18 protein-coding genes are annotated in these 16,434 nt (G+C 74.1%); 8 read left to right on the forward strand and 10 right to left on the reverse strand.

Annotated elements, in window-relative coordinates; genetic code table 11:
* Positions 1-19 precede the first annotated feature (19 nt).
* Together WDZ17_RS15485 and WDZ17_RS15490 are read right to left on the reverse strand one after the other, a co-directional pair.
* On the reverse strand, positions 20-949 hold the full coding sequence (locus WDZ17_RS15485) for an ROK family protein (protein WP_339576081.1): 930 nt from the start codon (positions 947-949) through the stop codon (positions 20-22).
* The gene (locus WDZ17_RS15490; RefSeq protein WP_339576082.1) at positions 946-1,821 is read right to left on the reverse strand and encodes an SIS domain-containing protein; all 876 of its coding nucleotides are present in this window, start codon (positions 1,819-1,821) and stop codon (positions 946-948) included. Before WDZ17_RS15490 ends, WDZ17_RS15485 begins: the two co-directional genes overlap by 4 nt.
* Positions 1,822-1,994: 173 nt before the next feature.
* On the opposite strand from WDZ17_RS15490, the gene WDZ17_RS15495 reads away from it, so the two are divergent.
* Positions 1,995-2,783: a DeoR/GlpR family DNA-binding transcription regulator gene (locus WDZ17_RS15495; RefSeq protein WP_339576083.1), complete on the forward strand. Its 789-nt coding sequence runs from the start codon at positions 1,995-1,997 to the stop codon at positions 2,781-2,783.
* 79 nt (positions 2,784-2,862) lie between these two features.
* On the opposite strand, the gene WDZ17_RS15500 is transcribed toward WDZ17_RS15495, so the two are convergent.
* Positions 2,863-3,684 (reverse strand): DeoR/GlpR family DNA-binding transcription regulator, encoded by an 822-nt coding sequence (locus WDZ17_RS15500; RefSeq protein ID WP_339576084.1) that lies wholly within the window; start codon positions 3,682-3,684, stop codon positions 2,863-2,865.
* Between the two features lie 167 nt (positions 3,685-3,851).
* On the opposite strand from WDZ17_RS15500, the gene WDZ17_RS15505 reads away from it, so the two are divergent.
* The 5 genes from WDZ17_RS15505 to WDZ17_RS15525 all read left to right on the forward strand — a co-directional run bounded on the left by WDZ17_RS15505 (position 3,852) and on the right by WDZ17_RS15525 (position 9,996).
* Complete coding sequence (locus WDZ17_RS15505; RefSeq protein WP_339576085.1) at positions 3,852-5,411, forward strand: DUF4832 domain-containing protein; 1,560 nt, start codon at positions 3,852-3,854, stop codon at positions 5,409-5,411.
* A gap of 168 nt (positions 5,412-5,579) precedes the next feature.
* A complete protein-coding gene (locus WDZ17_RS15510; protein WP_339576086.1) occupies positions 5,580-6,788 on the forward strand; it encodes a Gfo/Idh/MocA family protein in 1,209 nt (402 codons plus the stop codon).
* Positions 6,785-8,083, forward strand: a complete 1,299-nt coding sequence (locus WDZ17_RS15515; protein ID WP_339576087.1) for an ABC transporter substrate-binding protein — start codon at positions 6,785-6,787, stop codon at positions 8,081-8,083. The genes WDZ17_RS15510 and WDZ17_RS15515 overlap by 4 nt, the downstream gene beginning before the upstream one ends.
* 13 nt (positions 8,084-8,096) lie before the next feature.
* On the forward strand, positions 8,097-9,044 hold the full coding sequence (locus WDZ17_RS15520) for a carbohydrate ABC transporter permease (protein WP_422632008.1): 948 nt from the start codon (positions 8,097-8,099) through the stop codon (positions 9,042-9,044).
* A 91-nt stretch (positions 9,045-9,135) separates the two neighbouring features.
* Complete coding sequence (locus WDZ17_RS15525; protein ID WP_422632009.1) at positions 9,136-9,996, forward strand: carbohydrate ABC transporter permease; 861 nt, start codon at positions 9,136-9,138, stop codon at positions 9,994-9,996.
* Between the two features lie 9 nt (positions 9,997-10,005).
* On the opposite strand, the gene WDZ17_RS15530 is transcribed toward WDZ17_RS15525, so the two are convergent.
* Positions 10,006-11,604: a glycoside hydrolase family 31 protein gene (locus tag WDZ17_RS15530; protein ID WP_339576090.1), complete on the reverse strand. Its 1,599-nt coding sequence runs from the start codon at positions 11,602-11,604 to the stop codon at positions 10,006-10,008.
* Positions 11,605-11,731: 127 nt separating this feature from the next.
* Here WDZ17_RS15530 and WDZ17_RS15535 point away from each other — a divergent pair, with 127 nt between their 5' ends.
* Positions 11,732-12,250 carry a hemerythrin domain-containing protein gene (locus WDZ17_RS15535; protein WP_339576091.1) on the forward strand — a complete coding sequence of 173 codons (519 nt, stop codon included), beginning with the start codon at positions 11,732-11,734 and terminating at the stop codon, positions 12,248-12,250.
* Positions 12,251-12,558: 308 nt separating this feature from the next.
* Here the strand turns inward: WDZ17_RS15535 and WDZ17_RS15540 are convergent, their stop codons facing one another.
* From WDZ17_RS15540 to WDZ17_RS15550, 3 genes are all read right to left on the reverse strand, one after another.
* The gene (locus tag WDZ17_RS15540) at positions 12,559-12,732 is read right to left on the reverse strand and encodes a hypothetical protein (protein ID WP_339576092.1); all 174 of its coding nucleotides are present in this window, start codon (positions 12,730-12,732) and stop codon (positions 12,559-12,561) included.
* Positions 12,732-12,995, reverse strand: a complete 264-nt coding sequence (locus WDZ17_RS15545; protein WP_339576093.1) for a hypothetical protein — start codon at positions 12,993-12,995, stop codon at positions 12,732-12,734. Before WDZ17_RS15545 ends, WDZ17_RS15540 begins: the two co-directional genes overlap by 1 nt.
* Positions 12,996-13,246: 251 nt before the next feature.
* Entirely contained in the window at positions 13,247-13,699 is a 453-nt protein-coding gene (locus tag WDZ17_RS15550; protein WP_339576094.1) for a hypothetical protein, read from the reverse strand.
* A gap of 238 nt (positions 13,700-13,937) precedes the next feature.
* Here WDZ17_RS15550 and WDZ17_RS15555 point away from each other — a divergent pair, with 238 nt between their 5' ends.
* Positions 13,938-14,408 (forward strand): hypothetical protein, encoded by a 471-nt coding sequence (locus tag WDZ17_RS15555; protein ID WP_339576095.1) that lies wholly within the window; start codon positions 13,938-13,940, stop codon positions 14,406-14,408.
* 199 nt (positions 14,409-14,607) lie between these two features.
* Here WDZ17_RS15555 and WDZ17_RS15560 read toward each other — a convergent pair whose 3' ends face one another.
* The 3 genes from WDZ17_RS15560 to WDZ17_RS15570 all read right to left on the reverse strand — a co-directional run bounded on the left by WDZ17_RS15560 (position 14,608) and on the right by WDZ17_RS15570 (position 16,303).
* The gene (locus tag WDZ17_RS15560) at positions 14,608-14,943 is read right to left on the reverse strand and encodes a hypothetical protein (RefSeq protein WP_339576096.1); all 336 of its coding nucleotides are present in this window, start codon (positions 14,941-14,943) and stop codon (positions 14,608-14,610) included.
* Between the two features lie 194 nt (positions 14,944-15,137).
* The gene (locus WDZ17_RS15565) at positions 15,138-15,950 is read right to left on the reverse strand and encodes a hypothetical protein (RefSeq protein WP_339576097.1); all 813 of its coding nucleotides are present in this window, start codon (positions 15,948-15,950) and stop codon (positions 15,138-15,140) included.
* Positions 15,947-16,303, reverse strand: coding sequence for a PadR family transcriptional regulator (locus tag WDZ17_RS15570; RefSeq protein WP_339576098.1), 357 nt, complete (start codon positions 16,301-16,303; stop codon positions 15,947-15,949). Before WDZ17_RS15570 ends, WDZ17_RS15565 begins: the two co-directional genes overlap by 4 nt.
* Between the last annotated feature and the right edge of the window lie 131 nt (positions 16,304-16,434).

The raw sequence follows: 16,434 nt of genomic DNA on the forward strand, positions 1-16,434 counted from the left end.
GGTGCGCTGCCGGCGGCCGTCACCGGTGCGCGCCGGCGGTCGGGCGTCGGGCGGCGGCGGCCAGCAGCGCGGCGCCACGGGCCGCGGCGGTGTCGCCGTGCCGGGCGGGCACGAGCTCGGGGACGCGCAGGCCCGGCGTGCGGCGGGCGAGCTCGGCCGCGAGCGGGTCCAGCAGGAGGTCCCCCGCCTGCGAGAGCCCGCCGCCGACGACGACCAGGCTCGGCGCGACGGCGGCGACGAGCCCGGCGAGGGCGCCGGCGAGGACCTCGACCGTCTCCCGCCACACGCGCGCGGCGACCGGGTCCCCGGAGCGCACGCGCTCGGCGACGGCCCGGGCGTCGGGGGCGCCGGCGCGCCGGGCGGTGGCCGCCGCCGAGGCGACCTCCTCGATGCGCAGCCCGGCGTGCGGTCCCTCGGCGAGCAGCAGCTGGCCGACCTCGCCGGCCCACCCCCCCGCCACGAGGGGGCGCCCGTCGAGGAGGACCGCCGCGGCGACACCGGTCCCGACCGGCAGGAAGACCGTCACCTCCTCGTCCGCGGGACCGGGGTCGCCCGCGCGGTGGCGCGCGGCGGCCTCGGCCACGGCCCCGGCGCGGACGTCGTGGCACAGCAGGACGTCGCGACCCGCCGCGGTCTCCAGCAGGTCGAGCACGGGCAGGTCCCGCCAGCCCAGGTTCGCCGAGGCGACGGCGGTGCCCGCGAGCTCGTCCACGACCCCCGGCAGGGCCACGCCGACGGGTTCGTCGTCGGGGGTGCCGAGCGCCCGCAGCACCTCGGCGACCCCGGCGGCGACGCCCCGTCCGTGCGGGTCGGGCGACGGCGTGGGCCGCCGGTGCTCGGCGAGGACCTCGCCGTCCTCGCCCAGCCGCAGCCCCTTGGTGCTCGTCCCCCCGACGTCCACCCCGGTGCGGCCGGACCCGGTGCGGCCGGACCCGGGGCGACCGCTCACGCGAGGATCACCGAGCGGGTGAGGGAGCGCGGGTGGTCCGGGTCGAGACCGCGGGCGACGGCGACGGCGACGGCGAACCGCTGGGCGACCACGAGACCCGCCTGCGGGTCGAGGTCGTGCTGGACGAACGTCGCCCCGGTCCGCTCGACCTCCCCGGCGAGGCCCTCGGGGGCCGGCCCGAGGCTCCACACGAGTCGCCCCGGCTGGGCGATGGCGACGGGCCCGTGCCGGTAGTCCATCGCCGGGTACGCCTCGGCCCAGAACTGCCCCGCCTCGCGGGTCTTGAGCGCGGCCTCCTGCGCCAGCCCGACGCACCAGCCACGTCCGAGGAAGGTGCACTGGTCCGCCGCGGGGAGGCCGTCGAGGTCGACGGCGAGGGCCTTCTCGCCGTCCGCGGCGACCGCCTCGACGTCGTGGCCCGCCGCGGCGCGCAGCAGGCTGAGCGTGCTCGTCGCGAAGCGCGTCTGCACCACGGAGCGCTCGTCCGCGAAGGGCAGCGCGACGACGTCGTCGGCGAGGGCTGCGGCCGGCGAGTCCGGGACCGCCGTCACGAGCGTGGTGGGGGTGCCCTCGAGGGCCCCGAGCAGCTCGACCACCTCGGTCGTCGTCCCGGAGCGGGAGATGGCGACGACCCGGTCGTACCGACGTCCGCGCGGGAACTCCGAGCCGGCGAACGCGTCGGTGGTCCCGTGCCCGGCCTGCTCGCGGACCACGGCCGCGCTCATGGCGACGAACCAGCTGGTGCCGCAGCCGACCAGGGCCACGCGCTCGCCGGTGCGGGGCAGCCCGTGGACGGTGCCCGCCAGGGCGGCGGCCTCGCGCCACACGCCGGGCTGGGACGCGATCTCGGCGTCGACGAAGGTGGGGGCCATGGGTGTCCTTGTCCTCAGCGGTGGATGGCGCGGCACGGGAGCGATCGTGAGCGGTCGGGGCTCATCATGAGCAGCCTCGCTCACGGCGTCAACGGTCCGCGCGGTCGCCTCGGGTCGAGGAGCAGGTGCACCGGCGGTTGCGCCGGGCTCGGGGCGGCCGCGAGTGTGCCGGCATGACGCAGCAGCGCCGCCTCAACCTCGTGCTGGAGCTCGTGAGCGAGCGGGGCAGCGTCTCGATCTCCGAGGTCGGCGACGCCCTCGGCGTCTCGACGGCCACGGTGCGCCGGGACCTCAACGTGCTGGCCGAGCGGCGCCTGCTCACGCGCACGCACGGGGGCGCCTCGGCCCTCGGCTCGGGCTACGAGCTGCCGCTGCAGTACCGGATCGCGCGGCAGTCGGAGGCCAAGACCGCCATCGCCCGCGCGGTCGCGGGGCTCGTGGGGCCCGGCGCGTCGGTCGCCCTCAACGGCGGGACGACGACGAGCGAGGTGGCGCGCGTGCTCGGGGCCAGCGAGGCCCTGGGGGCGGGGGACGGGCCCGGGGTCACGATCCTCACCAACGCCCTCAACATCGCCTTCGAGCTCTCGGTCCGCGAGCACGTGAAGATCGTCGTGACGGGCGGCGTGCCGCGCCGGCAGTCCTACGAGCTGGTCGGGCCCCTCGTCGGGGCGGCCCTGCGGGACCTCAGCGTCGACCTCGCGGTGCTGGGGGTGGACGGCCTGAGCGGTCGCTTCGGCGCGACGACGGTCCACGAGGGCGAGGCCGAGGCGAGCCGGCAGATGGCGGCGGTCGCCCGCCGGGTCGTCGTCGCGGCGGACTCGACGAAGCTCGGCCGGTCCACCTTCGCGCGCATCTGCCCGCTCGCCGACGTCGACGTGCTCGTCACCGACCGCCCCGCGGACGAGCAGACCGCGGCGGAGCTGGCCGCGGCCGGCGTCGAGGTGGTCGTCGCCCCCGCGTAGCCCGGCCCTCCCGCCCCCAAGGAGACGGAGGAGGGAGACGGAGGAGGGAGACGGAGGAGGGGTGGCCGGCTGCGGCGGGTCAGGGCTCCACGACCGTGACGGCGAGCCCGGCCCGACGCAGCGCCGCGACCTCCTCGGGCGGGGCCCCGGCGTCGGTGATGAGCTCGTCGACGTCGGCGAGCGGGCAGATGCGCGCCAGGTGGACCCGGCCGAGCTTGGTGCCGTCGGCCACCACGAGGACGCGCTGGGCGCGGCGGAGCATGGCGGCGTCGACCCCGGCCTCGACCTCGTCGTGCGTGGTCAGCCCCTCGGTGCTGATGCCGTCCACGCCGACCACCGCCGTCCCGAGGTTGACCGCCTGGAGCGTCTGCTCGGCCCACGGCCCCACGAGCTCGTAGGACTGCGACCGGGCGACGCCCCCCGTCATGACGACCTTGACGTGGGGTCGCAGGACGAGGTCGAGGGCGACGTCGATGGCGTTCGTGATGACGGTGAGCCCGCGCCGGTCCGTCAGGGCCCGGGCGACCTCCCCCGTCGTGCTCCCGCCCGTGAGCCCCAGCGCGTGCGCCCCCCGGGGGATGCGGCGGGCCGCCTCCTCGGCGATGGCCAGCTTCGCGGCGCGCTGCTCGCCGCCGCGGTAGCGCACGGGCAGGGGGGCGTCGTCGAGGGGGGCCGCGCCGCCGTGGACCCGTCGCAGGAGCCGCTGGTCCTCCAGGACGGCGAGGTCACGGCGGACCGTGGCGGCGGAGACCCCGAGCGTCGCCGCGAGCTCGCCGGTCGACGTCGTCCTGCGCCCGGAGCCCCGCACGACCTCCAGCAGGAGGCCGAGGCGGTGCGCCCGGCCGGCGGGCTCCCCCGGACCCGCGGCCCGCCCGTGCTCCGTCGCCCTCGCCGCCTCCACGCCCGTGACGGTAAGCCCGGCGGTGGAGATGCGCACCGTTCCTGCGCATCTGCGCAACGGTCGTGCGCAGGTCGGCGTCGACCGGTGACAGCCGGTGCCTGCGGGTCCACGCTCCCGGCACGGAGCGCACCCGGCAGGGGTGTCGCCGAGGACGACGAGGAGCAGCCATGCCGACGTCCCGCAGGACGACGAGCCCGGACCCGACCGCGCCGCGCCCCCGCGGCCGGCGCAGCGCCCGTGCCGCCGGGGGGCTGCTCGCGCTCGCCTGCGCGCCGGCGCTGGTCGGTCTCGCCGCGCTCCCGTCGGCCTCCGCCGAGCCGGCCGCGGCCGCCGACCGGGGGAGGGTGCGCACGGTGTCGTACGCGGAGACCGACGCCGTGCTCGCCAACCCGCAGCGCGGCTGGTACCACCACACCGAGACCCACTACCGCGCGGACGGCTCCGGCTACGTCCCGCTGGACGTCGACGAGCTCCGCGCCCTGCGCGCCGAGGGCACGACCCAGGTGCTGCGGGTCTTCTACCTCGAGAAGTTCGTCGACTCGCCGCAGCTGGACCAGGAGTGGCTCGACCTCGTGCAGGCGGACATGGACGCGGCGCGCGAGGCCGGCGTCAGCGTCATCGCGCGCTTCGCCTACGTGCAGGGCGGTGCGTGGCCGTACACCCCGCCCTACGGCGACGCACCGCTCGACGTCGTCCTCGCCCACGTCGACCAGCTCGCCCCGCTGCTGCACCGGGACGCCGACGTCATCACGGTCGTCCAGCAGGGGCTGATCGGCCTGTGGGGGGAGGGGTACTACACCGACCACTTCGCCGCCGACCCCGCGGACCCGGGTGTCCTCACCGCGGCGGACTGGGACGCGCGGGGGCAGGTCCTGCGGGCACTGCTCGACGCCGTGCCGGACGAGCGGATGGTCCAGGTGCGGACGATGAAGATGAAGCAGGAGATCTTCGACGTCCCCACGGGCGAGGCCGGGGCGCTGACGTCGGAGCAGGCCTTCAGCGGCACGGACCTGGCCCGCGTGGGGCACCACAACGACTGCTTCCTCGCGAGCCCGGACGACTACGGCACCTTCCTGTCCGACCCCCTCGCACTGGACCAGGAGTACCTGGCGCAGGAGACCCGTGCCGTGCCGATGGGCGGGGAGACCTGCGCCGTGAACCCGCCGCGCTCGGAGTACCCGTCGGCCTCCGCCGACATGGCGCGCTACCACTTCTCCTACCTCAACGCCGACTACAACCGGGACGTCCTCGCCACCTGGGGCGACGAGGGCCTCGCCGAGGTGACCGACCGCCTCGGCTACCGCTTCGTGCCGGAGGAGAGCCGGGTGCGTCGCCTGCGCGAGGACGGCGGCGTCGTGCGCCGGCTCGAGGTCGACGTGCGCAACGACGGGTGGGCGTCGCCGTACAACCCACGGCCGGTCCGGGTCGTCCTCGACGGCCCGCGGGGGACCTTCGCGCTCGGCACGGGGGTCGACGCGCGCACGTGGGCGCCGGGGACGACGAGCACCGTCGCGGTGGACCTGTGCGGGGTGCCCACCGGCCGCTACTCCGCCCACCTCGACCTGCCCGCCGCCGACGCCGGCACGGCGGGGAACCCCGACTACTCCGTGCGCCTGGCCTCGGAGGGCACCTGGGAGCCCGCGACCGGCTGGAACGACCTGCACCAGGACGTCGTGGTGACCGGCAGCGACAGCTGCGGCACGCAGGTCACGCCCGTGGCGCGCTGAGCCGGCGTCACCGACCCCGCCGACGGGGTGCCCGGTCCGCCGGTGCACCCCTTGGCAGCGGTGGACGCGAGGGCTAGTTTTCGGTTGTGCTCGGTTGACGCGCTGAAGCGTCAACATCGATCAGGCAGACATCGATCAAGCGGCGTGCGCGCCGGTCGGGAGGTCGACATGGTGGTCGGGGCAGGGGACGAGCTCGCGGTCGCGGTCGTGGGGACGGGCGCCCGCAGCGCCATCGCGCGGCACGTCGGCGAGATCCGTCCGGGGGCCCGCGTGGTGGCGGCGGCGGACACCGACGAGGCCGGGCGCGGACGGGCCCGGGCGATGTTCGGCGACGTGGCGGTGCACCACGACCACCGCGCGCTGCTGGAGGCCGGCGGCGTCGACGCGGCGGTCGTCACCACGCCGGACGACACGCACGCCGACATCGCGGTCGACCTCCTGCGGGCCGGCGTCGCCGTGTACCTGGAGAAGCCGCTCGCCACGCGCCTCGAGGACGCCGACCGCGTCCTCGAGGTCGCGGCCGAGACCGGGACGCCGCTGTACGTCGGGCACAACTTCCGGCACGCCGGCGTGGTGAGGGCCATGAAGGCGGTCGTCGACCGGGGGGAGATCGGCGAGGTGCGGACCGTCTGGGTCCGGCACTTCGTCGGCAACGGGGGCGACTACTACTTCAAGGACTGGCACGCCGACCGCCGGCGAACGGGCACCCTGCTGCTGCAGAAGGCCAGCCACGACATCGACGTCGTGCACCACCTCGCGGGCGCCGCGACGCAGCGGGTCGTCGGGATGGGCGACCTCATGGTCTACGGCGACGTCCAGGACCGTCGCGAGCGGGTCGGCGAGACGATGCCGGACTGGTTCTCGCTCGACAACTGGCCGCCGCAGGCGCAGACGGGCCTCAACCCGGTCGTCGACGTCGAGGACGTCTCCATGATGATGATGCGGCTGTCCAACGGCGTGCTGGCCAGCTACCAGCAGTGCCACTTCACCCCCGACTACTGGCGCAGCTACACGGTCATCGGCACCCACGGGCGGCTGGAGAACGTCGGGGACACCGCGGGCGGCGTCGTGAAGGTCTGGGACCGCCGGCGCGAGTGGTCGGTGGACGGCGACCGCGAGTACCCGGTCGAGGGCGTGGCCAGCGGCCACGAGGACGCCGACGTCCTGACGATGACCGAGTTCCTCGACCACGTCGTGGACGGCGCCCCGCTCGCCACCACACCCCTGGCGGCCCGCGCGGCCGTGGCCGCGGGCGCCCTCGCGGCCGCCTCGCTCCGCGACGGCTCCCGACCCCTGGACGTCCCGCCGCTGCCCCGGGCCGTCGTCGACCACTTCACCCGCACCGCGCGCGCCACTCCCGAGAGGACCCCCCGATGAGCCCCTCCCCCCGCCCCCGCCGCCGGCTGTGCGCCGCCGCCTCGCTCGGTGCGCTGCTCGCCGTGACCGCCTGCGGCGGCTCCGACGGCGGCGCCGCCGCCCCGGAGGACTACAGCACCCCGGACGGCGACCTGCAGGCGAGCCTCACGTACAGCGTCTGGGACCAGAACCAGGTCGCCGGCATCGAGGAGAACATCGCCGGGTTCCAGGAGGAGTACCCGGACGTCGACGTGAAGGTCGACGTCACGCCCTACGCGGAGTACTGGACCAAGCTGCAGACGCAGGCGTCGAGCGGCACGCTGCCGGACCTGTTCTGGATGAACGGGCCGAACTTCCAGCTGTACGCCGCGAACGACCAGATCACCCCGATCACGGGCGCCGTGGACGCCGGCGACATCGACCCCGGGAACTACCCGGAGTCGCTCGTCGACCTCTACACCTACGACGACGTCGAGTACGGCGTGCCGAAGGACTTCGACACCATCGCCATCTGGGCCAACCGCTCCGTCTTCGAGCAGGCGGGGGTGCCGGTGCCCGACGGCGACTGGACCTGGGACGAGTTCCGGTCCACGGCCGAGCAGATCTCCACGGCGCTGGCCGACCAGGGGATCTACGGCGCCGGCGGCGGCATGGACGGCCAGACCACCTACTACGACACGATCTTCCAGGCGGGTGGCTCGGTCATCGAGGACGGCGAGTCGGGGTACGACACCCCGCAGGCCCAGGAGGGCATCGACTTCTGGCGGGGGCTCATCGCCAGCGGTGCCTCCCCGACGATGGCGCAGCTGACCGACACCACCGGTGACCAGTGGTTCCTCTCCGGCCGGCTGGGGATGTACTGGGGCGGCAGCTGGTTCCGCTCCGCGCTGGAGGGCTCCGACCTCGCCGAGGACGTCGTGGTGCTCCCGCTGCCGACCGGCGAGGAGCAGGCGACCGTGATCCACGGCGTCTCCAACGTCGTCGCCGCGTCCTCCGACCAGCAGCAGGCCGCCCAGGCGCTGCAGGTCTACCTCGCGGGCGAGGACGCGCAGCTCCAGCAGGGCGAGCAGGGCACCGTCATCCCCGCCTACGACGGGACGCAGCAGGCCTTCGTCGACTCGCTCCCCGACGCGCGGCTCCAGGTCTTCCTGGACGCGGTGGACTACGCGCAGCCCCTGCCGGTCAGCGAGAACACCGCCGAGTGGAACGCGCTGGAGACGGAGCTGCTCCCGCAGGCCTTCTCCGGCGCCGAGCCGGTCGACCAGGTGACGACCGAGCTGGCGGACCAGATGGACGCCGTCCTGTCGGGGTCGTGACGACGTGGCCAGCCTGACCGGCAGCTCCGCACGCCGCAGCACGACGCCGCCCGACGGCTCCGACCCGGCCGGGTCCCGCCGGCGCCCCCTGCGTCGCGACGGCGCGTGGCCGCTGCTCTTCGCGGGACCGCTCGTCGCCGGGATCGCCGTGTTCTACCTGTGGCCGGTCGTGCAGACGGCGTGGTTCTCCCTGACGACCTTCGGCGTCTTCGGCGGCACGACCTTCTCCGGCCTCGACAACTACCGGCAGCTGTTCGCGGACCCGCTGCTGTACCGGAGCCTGCTCAACACGCTGATCTACACCGGCGTGGTGCTGCTCGGCATCCCGATCGCGCTCTACCTGGCCAACCTGCTGAACCTGCCGGGCCTGCGGTTCGCCGCGTTCTACCGGGTGCTGTACTTCCTGCCCTACGTGGCGATGCCCACCGCCGTGGCCATGGTCTGGCGCGTCATCTACAACGGCGACTTCGGGGTCCTCAACTTCGTCCTCGGGCTCGTCGGGGTGGACGGGCCCTACTGGATCAGCACGCCGGGGGCGGCGATCGTGGCGGTCTCGGTCGTGGGCCTGTGGTCCTCGCTCGGGTTCTCGATGATCGTCATCGCTGCCGGCCTGAAGAACATCCCCACCGAGTACTACGAGGCCTCCCAGCTCGACGGCGCCTCCCGCTTCCGGCAGTTCCGCTCCATCACCGTGCCGCTGCTGGCGCCGAGCATCTTCTTCCTGCTCGTGGTCACCACCATCGCGAGCTTCCAGCTCTTCGACCTCCTGTACGCCATCCTCGGGACGGCGAACCCCGCGCTGTCGGAGAGCATGTCGCTCGTCTACTTCTTCTACCAGGAGGGTTTCGTCAGCAACGACAAGGGCTACGCGGCCGCCATCGCCATGGTCATCTTCGCCGTCATCGGCGTGATGACGGCGGTGCAGTTCCGGCTCCAGAGGCGGTGGGCGCAGGGTGGCTGACACGCGCAGCACCAGCAGGGCGGCGGGCGGGGCGGTCGTCGAGCCGCTCACGGTCGACCGGGAGCGGGCCGCGTCGCGGGGCGAGCGCCGGATGCCGGCCGCGCCCCCGCGGCCGGGGCGGCGCGGGCGGCGCGGGGGGCGGAACGGCTCGCACGTGCTCGCGCACGTGGTGCTGGCGACGGGCGGCCTCGTCATGGCCTTCCCGTTCCTGTGGCAGATCATCATGTCGCTGTCGACCAACACCGAGGTGCAGAGCGTCACCCCGACCTTCTGGCCCGCGCAGCTGCAGTGGGAGAACTACGCCGCCGTCTTCCAGCGGCTGCCCTTCCTGGACCAGCTGCGCAACTCCGTGTCCATCACGGTGATCCGGACGGTGGCGCAGATCCTCTTCTGCACCCTCGCCGGCTACGCCTTCGCCCGGATGCGGTTCCGCGGGCGGGGCCTGCTGCTGGCGCTCGTCCTGTCGATCCTCATGGTGCCGTCCCAGGCGTACCTGCTCTCCCAGTACCAGATCGTCCAGGGCTTGGGGCTGCTCAACTCGATCGGCGGCCTCGTCCTCCCGGGCCTGTTCAGCGCGTTCGGCACGTTCCTCATGCGCACGGCGTTCGCGGCCATGCCGGGCGAGCTGGAGGAGGCGGCCCGTCTGGACGGGGCCAACCCGTGGCAGATCTTCTGGCGGGTGATGTTCCCCCTCGCCCGCCCGACGATCAGCGTCCTCGCCATCACCTCGGTGCTCTGGAGCTGGAACGAGCTGCTCTGGCCCCTCGTGGTCAGCTCCTACAGCGAGAGCATGCCGCTGTCGGCGGGCCTGGCCACCCTCATCAGCGACCGCACGACGGACTACCCCGTCGTCATGGCGGCGAGCCTGCTGGCGATGGCGCCCGTCCTGGTGCTCTTCGTCGTCCTCCAGCGCCGGGTCATCGACGGGCTCGCGAGCTCGGGGCTGAAGTAGCGGCCCGGCTCACGACGCCGGGGGCTCCTCGAGGAGCCGGAAGCGGGGGAGCCGGTCCAGCGGCGCCGCGACGGTGACGACGTCCGGCCCCTGGTACCGGGTGCCGTCGTCGCCCTGCCACCCGCCGGGCGGGAGGTGGACGCGGCGGTGCCGGCTCCCGGCCTCGACCACGGGCGCGACCACGAGCGAGCGGCCGAGCATGAACTGGTCGACGACGTCCTCGAGCCCCGGGTGGTGGTAGGCCATGGCCCGGACGACGGGCTCGCCGGTCCGGGCGGCGTGGGCCACCAGGTCCTCGAGCAGCGGCACGTGCTCCTGCCGCACCCGGACGGCGTCGGCGACGGCGGCGCGGTGCTGCTCGTCGAGCACCCGGGACGGGGAGAGCGAGAACTGCATCATCGGGGCCAGGGCGGCGACCTGCGCGGAGCGGACGAAGAACTCCTGGTCCACCGCGCCGGCGTCCTCCACGGCCCCGATCTCGCCGCCGCCGACCATGTCCGGGCACGTGAAGGCGTGGCCGAGCAGGCCCTGGGCCACGAGCTCGGGCACGAGCGAGCCGATGCCGTCCGCCCCCCACGACGGCGGCTTGTCGTGCAGGCGCTGGGCGAGCGGCTGCCCGCCCATCCGCCAGCACGCCCGGTACTCGTTGAAGGGGTACCGCAGGCCGATCCGTGCCCACGCCTCGCACATGTCCACCGGCTCGGCGCGGCCGGCGGTGAGGTCGTCCGCGCGGTAGTCGACGACGTCGCCGGCGTCGAGCTTGAACCCGTCGACCCCGGTCTGCTCGACCAGGGCGTCGAGCTGCTCGCACAGCCACCCCACGGCGTCGGGGTCGCTGACGTCGAGCGTGGCGCTCCAGCCGTTCCACCAGCTCCGCAGCGCCGTCCGCCCGTGCCGGTCGCGCAGCAGCAGGCCCCGTGCGTCCAGGTCGCGGAACACCGCCGAGTCGGGGCTGACGAAGGGGACGACCCAGAGCATGAGCGAGCACCCCCAGGCGTGCAGCTGCGCCACCATGGCCGCGGGGTCGGGGAAGCGTCCCTGGTCGAAGACCCAGGTGCCGTAGCCGGGCGACCAGCAGTCGTCGACCATGACGACCCCCGGTGGCATCCCGTCGTCGAGGAGCTCGCGGACGTACGCCAGCACGCCCTCCTGCGTCGGCGCCCAGGGCATCTGGATCCACGAGTTGTACTGCGGGCCCGTGAAGAGCTCGGGAGCCGGCGACCGGCCCGACGGCGGGAAGAAGCGGGAGGAGGCGGCGAGGAAGGCCTCGCGCAGCGTCCCGCCGGAACGCCCCAGGACGATCTCGCTCCCCCGGAGGGTGAGGCGTCCCTCGTCGACGGTGAAGGCGAACGGCCGCTCCGACCAGACCACGCGGCCGCTCGTCGACAGGAGCAGCGGCGCGCACTGGTTCGCCCCTGCCCGGCCCTGCGGGCCGGTCCCCGCGGACGCCCCGAGGTCCCGCGAGTGCGTCTCGCCCCCGAAGGGCATGAGCCGGCCGTCCGCGACCGCCCCGCCCCACCACCGCTCGCCGGGCTCGAGCCGGACCTCGAGCGCGTCCCCGGTCGCCTCGACGGCCCAGGGCGCCCCGTCGTCGGACGGCGCGCTCACGGGCGCGACCTGGTGGGCGTGCCGGCCTCGCGTCCGCGGTCCACGGCCCGTGAACCTACCGGGCGTCGTCCGCCGGGGGACCGCCTCCGGCCGGGCGGCCGCGGCGTCGCGGTGCGAGGCTCGGGCCATGGACATCTGCGACTACATCCTTCACGACCACGACGAGCAGCGGCGCCTGTTCGCGATCCTGGACGAGGTCCCGCGCGACGACACCGACGCCCTCGGCGTCGTCTGGGGCCGGCTCGCGAACCTCCTCGAGGTGCACGCCCAGGCGGAGGAGGAGCTCTTCTACCCCCGGCTCCTCAAGGAGGGCAAGGGCGAGGGGGGCACGGACGGCCCCGTCGACGAGACGCTCGACGCCGTGGGCGACCACGACGACATCCGCAAGGGCGTCCGCGCCGCGTCGGCGCACGACGTCGGCTCGAAGGAGTGGTGGGACGCCGTCCTCGCGGCGCGCGAGGCCAACGACGACCACATGGGCGAGGAGGAGCGCGAGGCGCTCCCCGACTTCCGTCACAACTCCACGCCGCAGGAGCGGCACGACATCGGCGTCCGCTTCGCGATCTACGAGGCCCGGCACGCGGACGGCCACGGCATCGACTCGAGCGACCGCGGCGCGCAGGCGTACGTGGACGCCCACACCTGATCGGAGCCGGCCCGTCCGGGGGGCTTGCGGGATCAGGCCCGCTCGGGCGCCGCGAGCACCCCGGCGAGCACGGGGCGGGTGGCCCGCAGCGCGAGCACGACGAGCGCCACGCCGGCCAGGACGCAGGCCACCACGACGAGGACCGCCACGCGCGGCCGCGCTCAGCCCACCGCTGCACTCTCGTCTGCGAAGAGCCCGTCAAGGGCGCTACGCGTCGCTGCGCGATGACTCTGCGGGCCGCCCTTGACCCCACCACCAGCACCGACGAGCAGGCATCTACCAGGAGCGGACGGGGGCGGAGCAGCGGCCTACGCAGACGCGCGGCGACGCCGCCAGTCGGCTAGGGCCCCGACAGCCACCGCGAGGCCGAAGAAGTAGAAGACGCCCAGGACGGCCACCACGACTCGGTCCCACCAGTCACCGGCCGGGCCCGCGGCCGTCCGCACGGCGTCGACGGTCACCCAGACCGCGAAGGCCCCCATCAGCCAGAGCACCAGCTCGCCTGCAGACCTGCCTCGACCCAGCCGCGGGCGACCTCCTGGCTGTGCCCTCGACGCACCAGAACCCACCGGGACAGCGCTCCGGTCACCCAATACGTCACCGCTGCCCAGATCAGCACGGTGAAGGGGTCTCGCCCGTCGCTGCCGAGCAGCGCCAGACCGGCGGCCGCGACCGGCACCACACTCAGCACCCGGCACCACCACGGCATCCCGGCCGGCAGCTGCTCCTCCTCACGACCGCCCACACCCGGCTTTCTAGCACCCGACCACGGCGTCGTCCCGGAGACTGACCAGGTGAGCACCCCGACGGGCCTGCGACGCCGCGCCGTCCTCGAGCGCATCAAGACGCTGCGCGAACACCTCGTCGACGAGCGCGACGTCGTGCCGCCCAGCACCGACCCAGGACAGTTGGGGGACGAGGCACACACCCTCTCTGACCAGCGGTTACGTCATAACATAAATTATCAGCGGGATGGGTTCGCCCGAGGAGAGTGGCTCAAAGCGGCTGCCCGGGCGCACCGACGACCCGATCGAGATGCCGCAGCAGCGGTGCCATCACGACGTCGACGGCTTCGGTCTCGTGACCCGGGACGATCGGCACGCAGCTCCTGGGGTCGGCGGGGACCATGCCATCGGCGTAGGTGGTCAGGTAGCGCTGGATCGCCGCGTGGTCGTCGGCCGCGAGGAGGTCCTCGAGGCGCACGAGGTCGGCCGCCGAGAGACCGTCGGGCGCCGAGTCGTCGTGAACGAAGGTCTGCACGCTCACGGCGAGGGTGTCGAGAAGGTCAGCCTCGTCACGCTCGACGAAGTACCCCACCAGCGTCTCGACATCACCGTCGAAGCGCACCCACCCGAACTCACCCTGCTGCTTGAAGCCGCGGGCCCGCATCGCCGGACGCATCAACTGCCGCACCTGGCGACGCACCTCCTTGGATGCCCACCCCACCATGCCCCCATCGTCACCGGACGCGCGACGTCCAGGACACGGCCACAGGGCGGCGCGCCGGCCGGCCCTTGACAACGTCGTCGGCCCCGGCGAGGAGCCGTCCCACATCCGATCGTCGTCCGGTCAGCGTCCCGCTGACGATCGCTGGCCCGCGCCTGCGCTGCCTCAAGCCGAAGTCCTGCTGGGCCGACGACAGAGACAGCGGGGCGGTGTCGCCCTGCCCTGGCTGAGGGGGAGCTAGATGCAGATCAGTGACTCTGGAAGTGCAGCGGCGCTGTGGGCGACGCGGCCCGCGTCGGAGGTCGGTCGTGCAACCTCGCTGACCGAGCTGGAGAAGGCCGGCGAGGTGGAGCGAGGCTGGAAGGCCGGCGACCGCTCGTACGACCGCTTGACCTCGGCCGACCGTGAGGTCCTGTTCGCAGCGACCGGCTCGTGGGTCGACAGCGAAGGGCAACTGCGCTGGGAGCCGCCGGGCGACCCGGAGATGAATCAGGCGGCGGTGCGGCTGGCGTCGCAGATGGAGACCGATCGGCGCACCGGTGCCCTGGTGGGCGATATCAGCAGCGACTACGTCACAAAGCTCATGGAGCGAGTGAGCAACGGCGCCGAGAACTGGGTCGACCCGAAGATCCTCGACAAGGCTCTCGCCTTCGCGCGTGACAGGGAACTGGGGACAGCCACTGCTCGGGTGCCCGTCGACATCCGAGCCTGAGCGGCGCAAACGGTCGCGGCCCAGTAGACGACCGCCTGTTGGCGCAGCTACGGTCCCCGACGCCGGCGCCCACCCGCTCCCCCGCGGCTGTCCCACATTCGATCCTCAACTGGGAGCGGACGAGCTCGAAGCCTTATCTCGCCGGTTGTCCCAGGGCGTCCCCGTACCCGGCGACGAGTCCCTCATCGATATCGAGCGATTACTTCTCGCGCCGTCTCAGCCGAGACGCTGATGCCCCGAGGTCCCGGACCACCTGCCACGTCAGGTACGCAGTGTTGATCGCGAACCACAGCAAGGCGCACAGCACGACGGGGGGTGCGACCACGAGGATCGGCACGTGGAGCTGCGGGTGCTGGGACCACAGCCATCCGGTGCCCAGGACGGCCGACACGAGGACGGAGATCGGCAGCCAGCCCGCCACGTAGGGGTCGCCCAGCACGAAGGGCCACCCGTGGTCACCCGGGCGATCTTGACCGTCGTGCAGGAAGTCGTGAAGAAGCGAGTGCCTTCTCCACAGGTCGCCCCACCGCGCCACGACGGCAGCATGCTCGCCACCCGACGGTTCCGCACGGCTCCAGAGCACCGACCCCCGAACGGCCCCACCCCGGAGCGGCGGATCCGTGCCCGCCAACCGATCGGCTACTGGGAGGCCTCCGCGGTCGCTTTCCGCGAGGCGGGGCCTCGTGAAGCAGTGGTGNAGCGGCGGATCCGTGCCCGCCAACCGATCGGCTACTGGGAGGCCTCCGCGGTCGCTTTCCGCGAGGCGGGGCCTCGTGAAGCAGTGGTGGGCGCCCGTCGGTGTGGGGAGCGGCGGAGCGCGCACCCGACGAGTACGCCGACGGCGGCCAGCAGGCAAGCACCGGGCGCGAGAGCAGCCGCACCGAGGACGACGGATCCGAGCAGCGCGCCGGCGACCGCGAGCAGCCATCGGCCGGGCGTGCTGGAGATGCCGCGCAGGAGCACGGCCGTGACCGGCGTCAGCGCCACCGTCCCGAGCCCGACGCCTGCGACGAGCAGCGCGGGGAACGCTGCGGCGAAGCCGCTGAGCGGGACGTCGGCGTCGGCCTGGTCGAACCCCACCGACCAGGACAGGGCCGCCGCGGTCGCCGCCGCCCATGCGGCGGTCGCGGCCGCAGCCGCGAGGACCGCCCCCGGGGCGGTGATCGGGATGAGATCGCGGACCAAGGCGACGGCAGCCAGCGAGGCCAGTGATGTCGCAACACCGGTCAGCAGCACCGTCCAGACCACCTCGGCCGCGCCCACCGTGGCCGCCGGGTCGGCGAGGGAGACCGCCAGCACGGTGAGCCCGGCGACGGCGGCGGCGGCACCTGCGAGGGCGAGCAGGACCCCGGTGGCGGGCGAGAACCGCTGCGCGGCCCCGTGCGCCCGCAGCGACCACGCGTCTGCCCACGACAGCTCGCGGCCGGTGTCCTGGACCTGCTCGTCCAGCAGGCCCAGGAGCACCTGCCCGTGCCGGGCCCGCCAGCCGCGCGGGTACCACCGCAGCAGCCGCTGAGGGTCGCGGCCTGCTCGAGGGCTCATGCCGTGGCCCACCCGGTCGTGCGCGTGGGCGCCGGGCGGCCCCGGTCGAGGCTGGCCTGGGCGGCGCTGGCCCGGGCCACCAGCCGGTCGGCCTCTAGGGACAGGGCTTCGCGCCCGTCCGTCGTGATGTCGTAGGTGCGCCGGGCCCGCCCGGCGACGACCTCCTCGGAGACCACCCGCACGCGCCCGTCCCGCTCCAGGCGCTCGAGCGTGGCGTACAGGGTGGTGACCCGCAGCGGGCTCTGCCCGCCGGTGAGCTCCTCGACCCGGCCCAGCACCGCGTACCCGTGGCGTGGGGTCTCCGCCAAGGCGGTCAGCACCCAGAACGCCGGCTCCGTCATGTCCTTCGGCACGCGCCGGAGTATGCCCACGTTGGGCAGGTAGGTCGACCGCTTACACGGAAGCCACCCCAATGACGGCCCCCTCGTCGACCCATAGGGGGATCCTCAACTGACACGCGCCTACGTCAGCAAGGGCGTCGGCG

Origin of the sequence: Pseudokineococcus basanitobsidens (assembly GCF_037482545.1) — a bacterium.
Lineage (GTDB): Bacteria > Actinomycetota > Actinomycetes > Actinomycetales > Quadrisphaeraceae > Pseudokineococcus > Pseudokineococcus basanitobsidens.

Excerpts from the sequence above, each read along its gene's own strand:
- WDZ17_RS15535 (WP_339576091.1), top strand. The coding sequence starts at position 11,732 with ATGGACATCTGCGACTACATCCTTCACGACCACGACGAGCAGCGGCGC.
- WDZ17_RS15505 (WP_339576085.1), top strand. The coding sequence starts at position 3,852 with ATGCCGACGTCCCGCAGGACGACGAGCCCGGACCCGACCGCGCCGCGC.
- WDZ17_RS15540 (WP_339576092.1), bottom strand. The coding sequence starts at position 12,732 with ATGGGGGCCTTCGCGGTCTGGGTGACCGTCGACGCCGTGCGGACGGCC.
- WDZ17_RS15550 (WP_339576094.1), bottom strand. The coding sequence starts at position 13,699 with ATGGTGGGGTGGGCATCCAAGGAGGTGCGTCGCCAGGTGCGGCAGTTG.
- WDZ17_RS15555 (WP_339576095.1), top strand. The coding sequence starts at position 13,938 with ATGCAGATCAGTGACTCTGGAAGTGCAGCGGCGCTGTGGGCGACGCGG.
- WDZ17_RS15490 (WP_339576082.1), bottom strand. The coding sequence starts at position 1,821 with ATGGCCCCCACCTTCGTCGACGCCGAGATCGCGTCCCAGCCCGGCGTG.
- WDZ17_RS15515 (WP_339576087.1), top strand. The coding sequence starts at position 6,785 with ATGAGCCCCTCCCCCCGCCCCCGCCGCCGGCTGTGCGCCGCCGCCTCG.
- WDZ17_RS15525 (WP_422632009.1), top strand. The coding sequence starts at position 9,136 with ATGCCGGCCGCGCCCCCGCGGCCGGGGCGGCGCGGGCGGCGCGGGGGG.
- WDZ17_RS15565 (WP_339576097.1), bottom strand. The coding sequence starts at position 15,950 with ATGAGCCCTCGAGCAGGCCGCGACCCTCAGCGGCTGCTGCGGTGGTAC.
- WDZ17_RS15510 (WP_339576086.1), top strand. The coding sequence starts at position 5,580 with ATGGTGGTCGGGGCAGGGGACGAGCTCGCGGTCGCGGTCGTGGGGACG.
- WDZ17_RS15495 (WP_339576083.1), top strand. The coding sequence starts at position 1,995 with ATGACGCAGCAGCGCCGCCTCAACCTCGTGCTGGAGCTCGTGAGCGAG.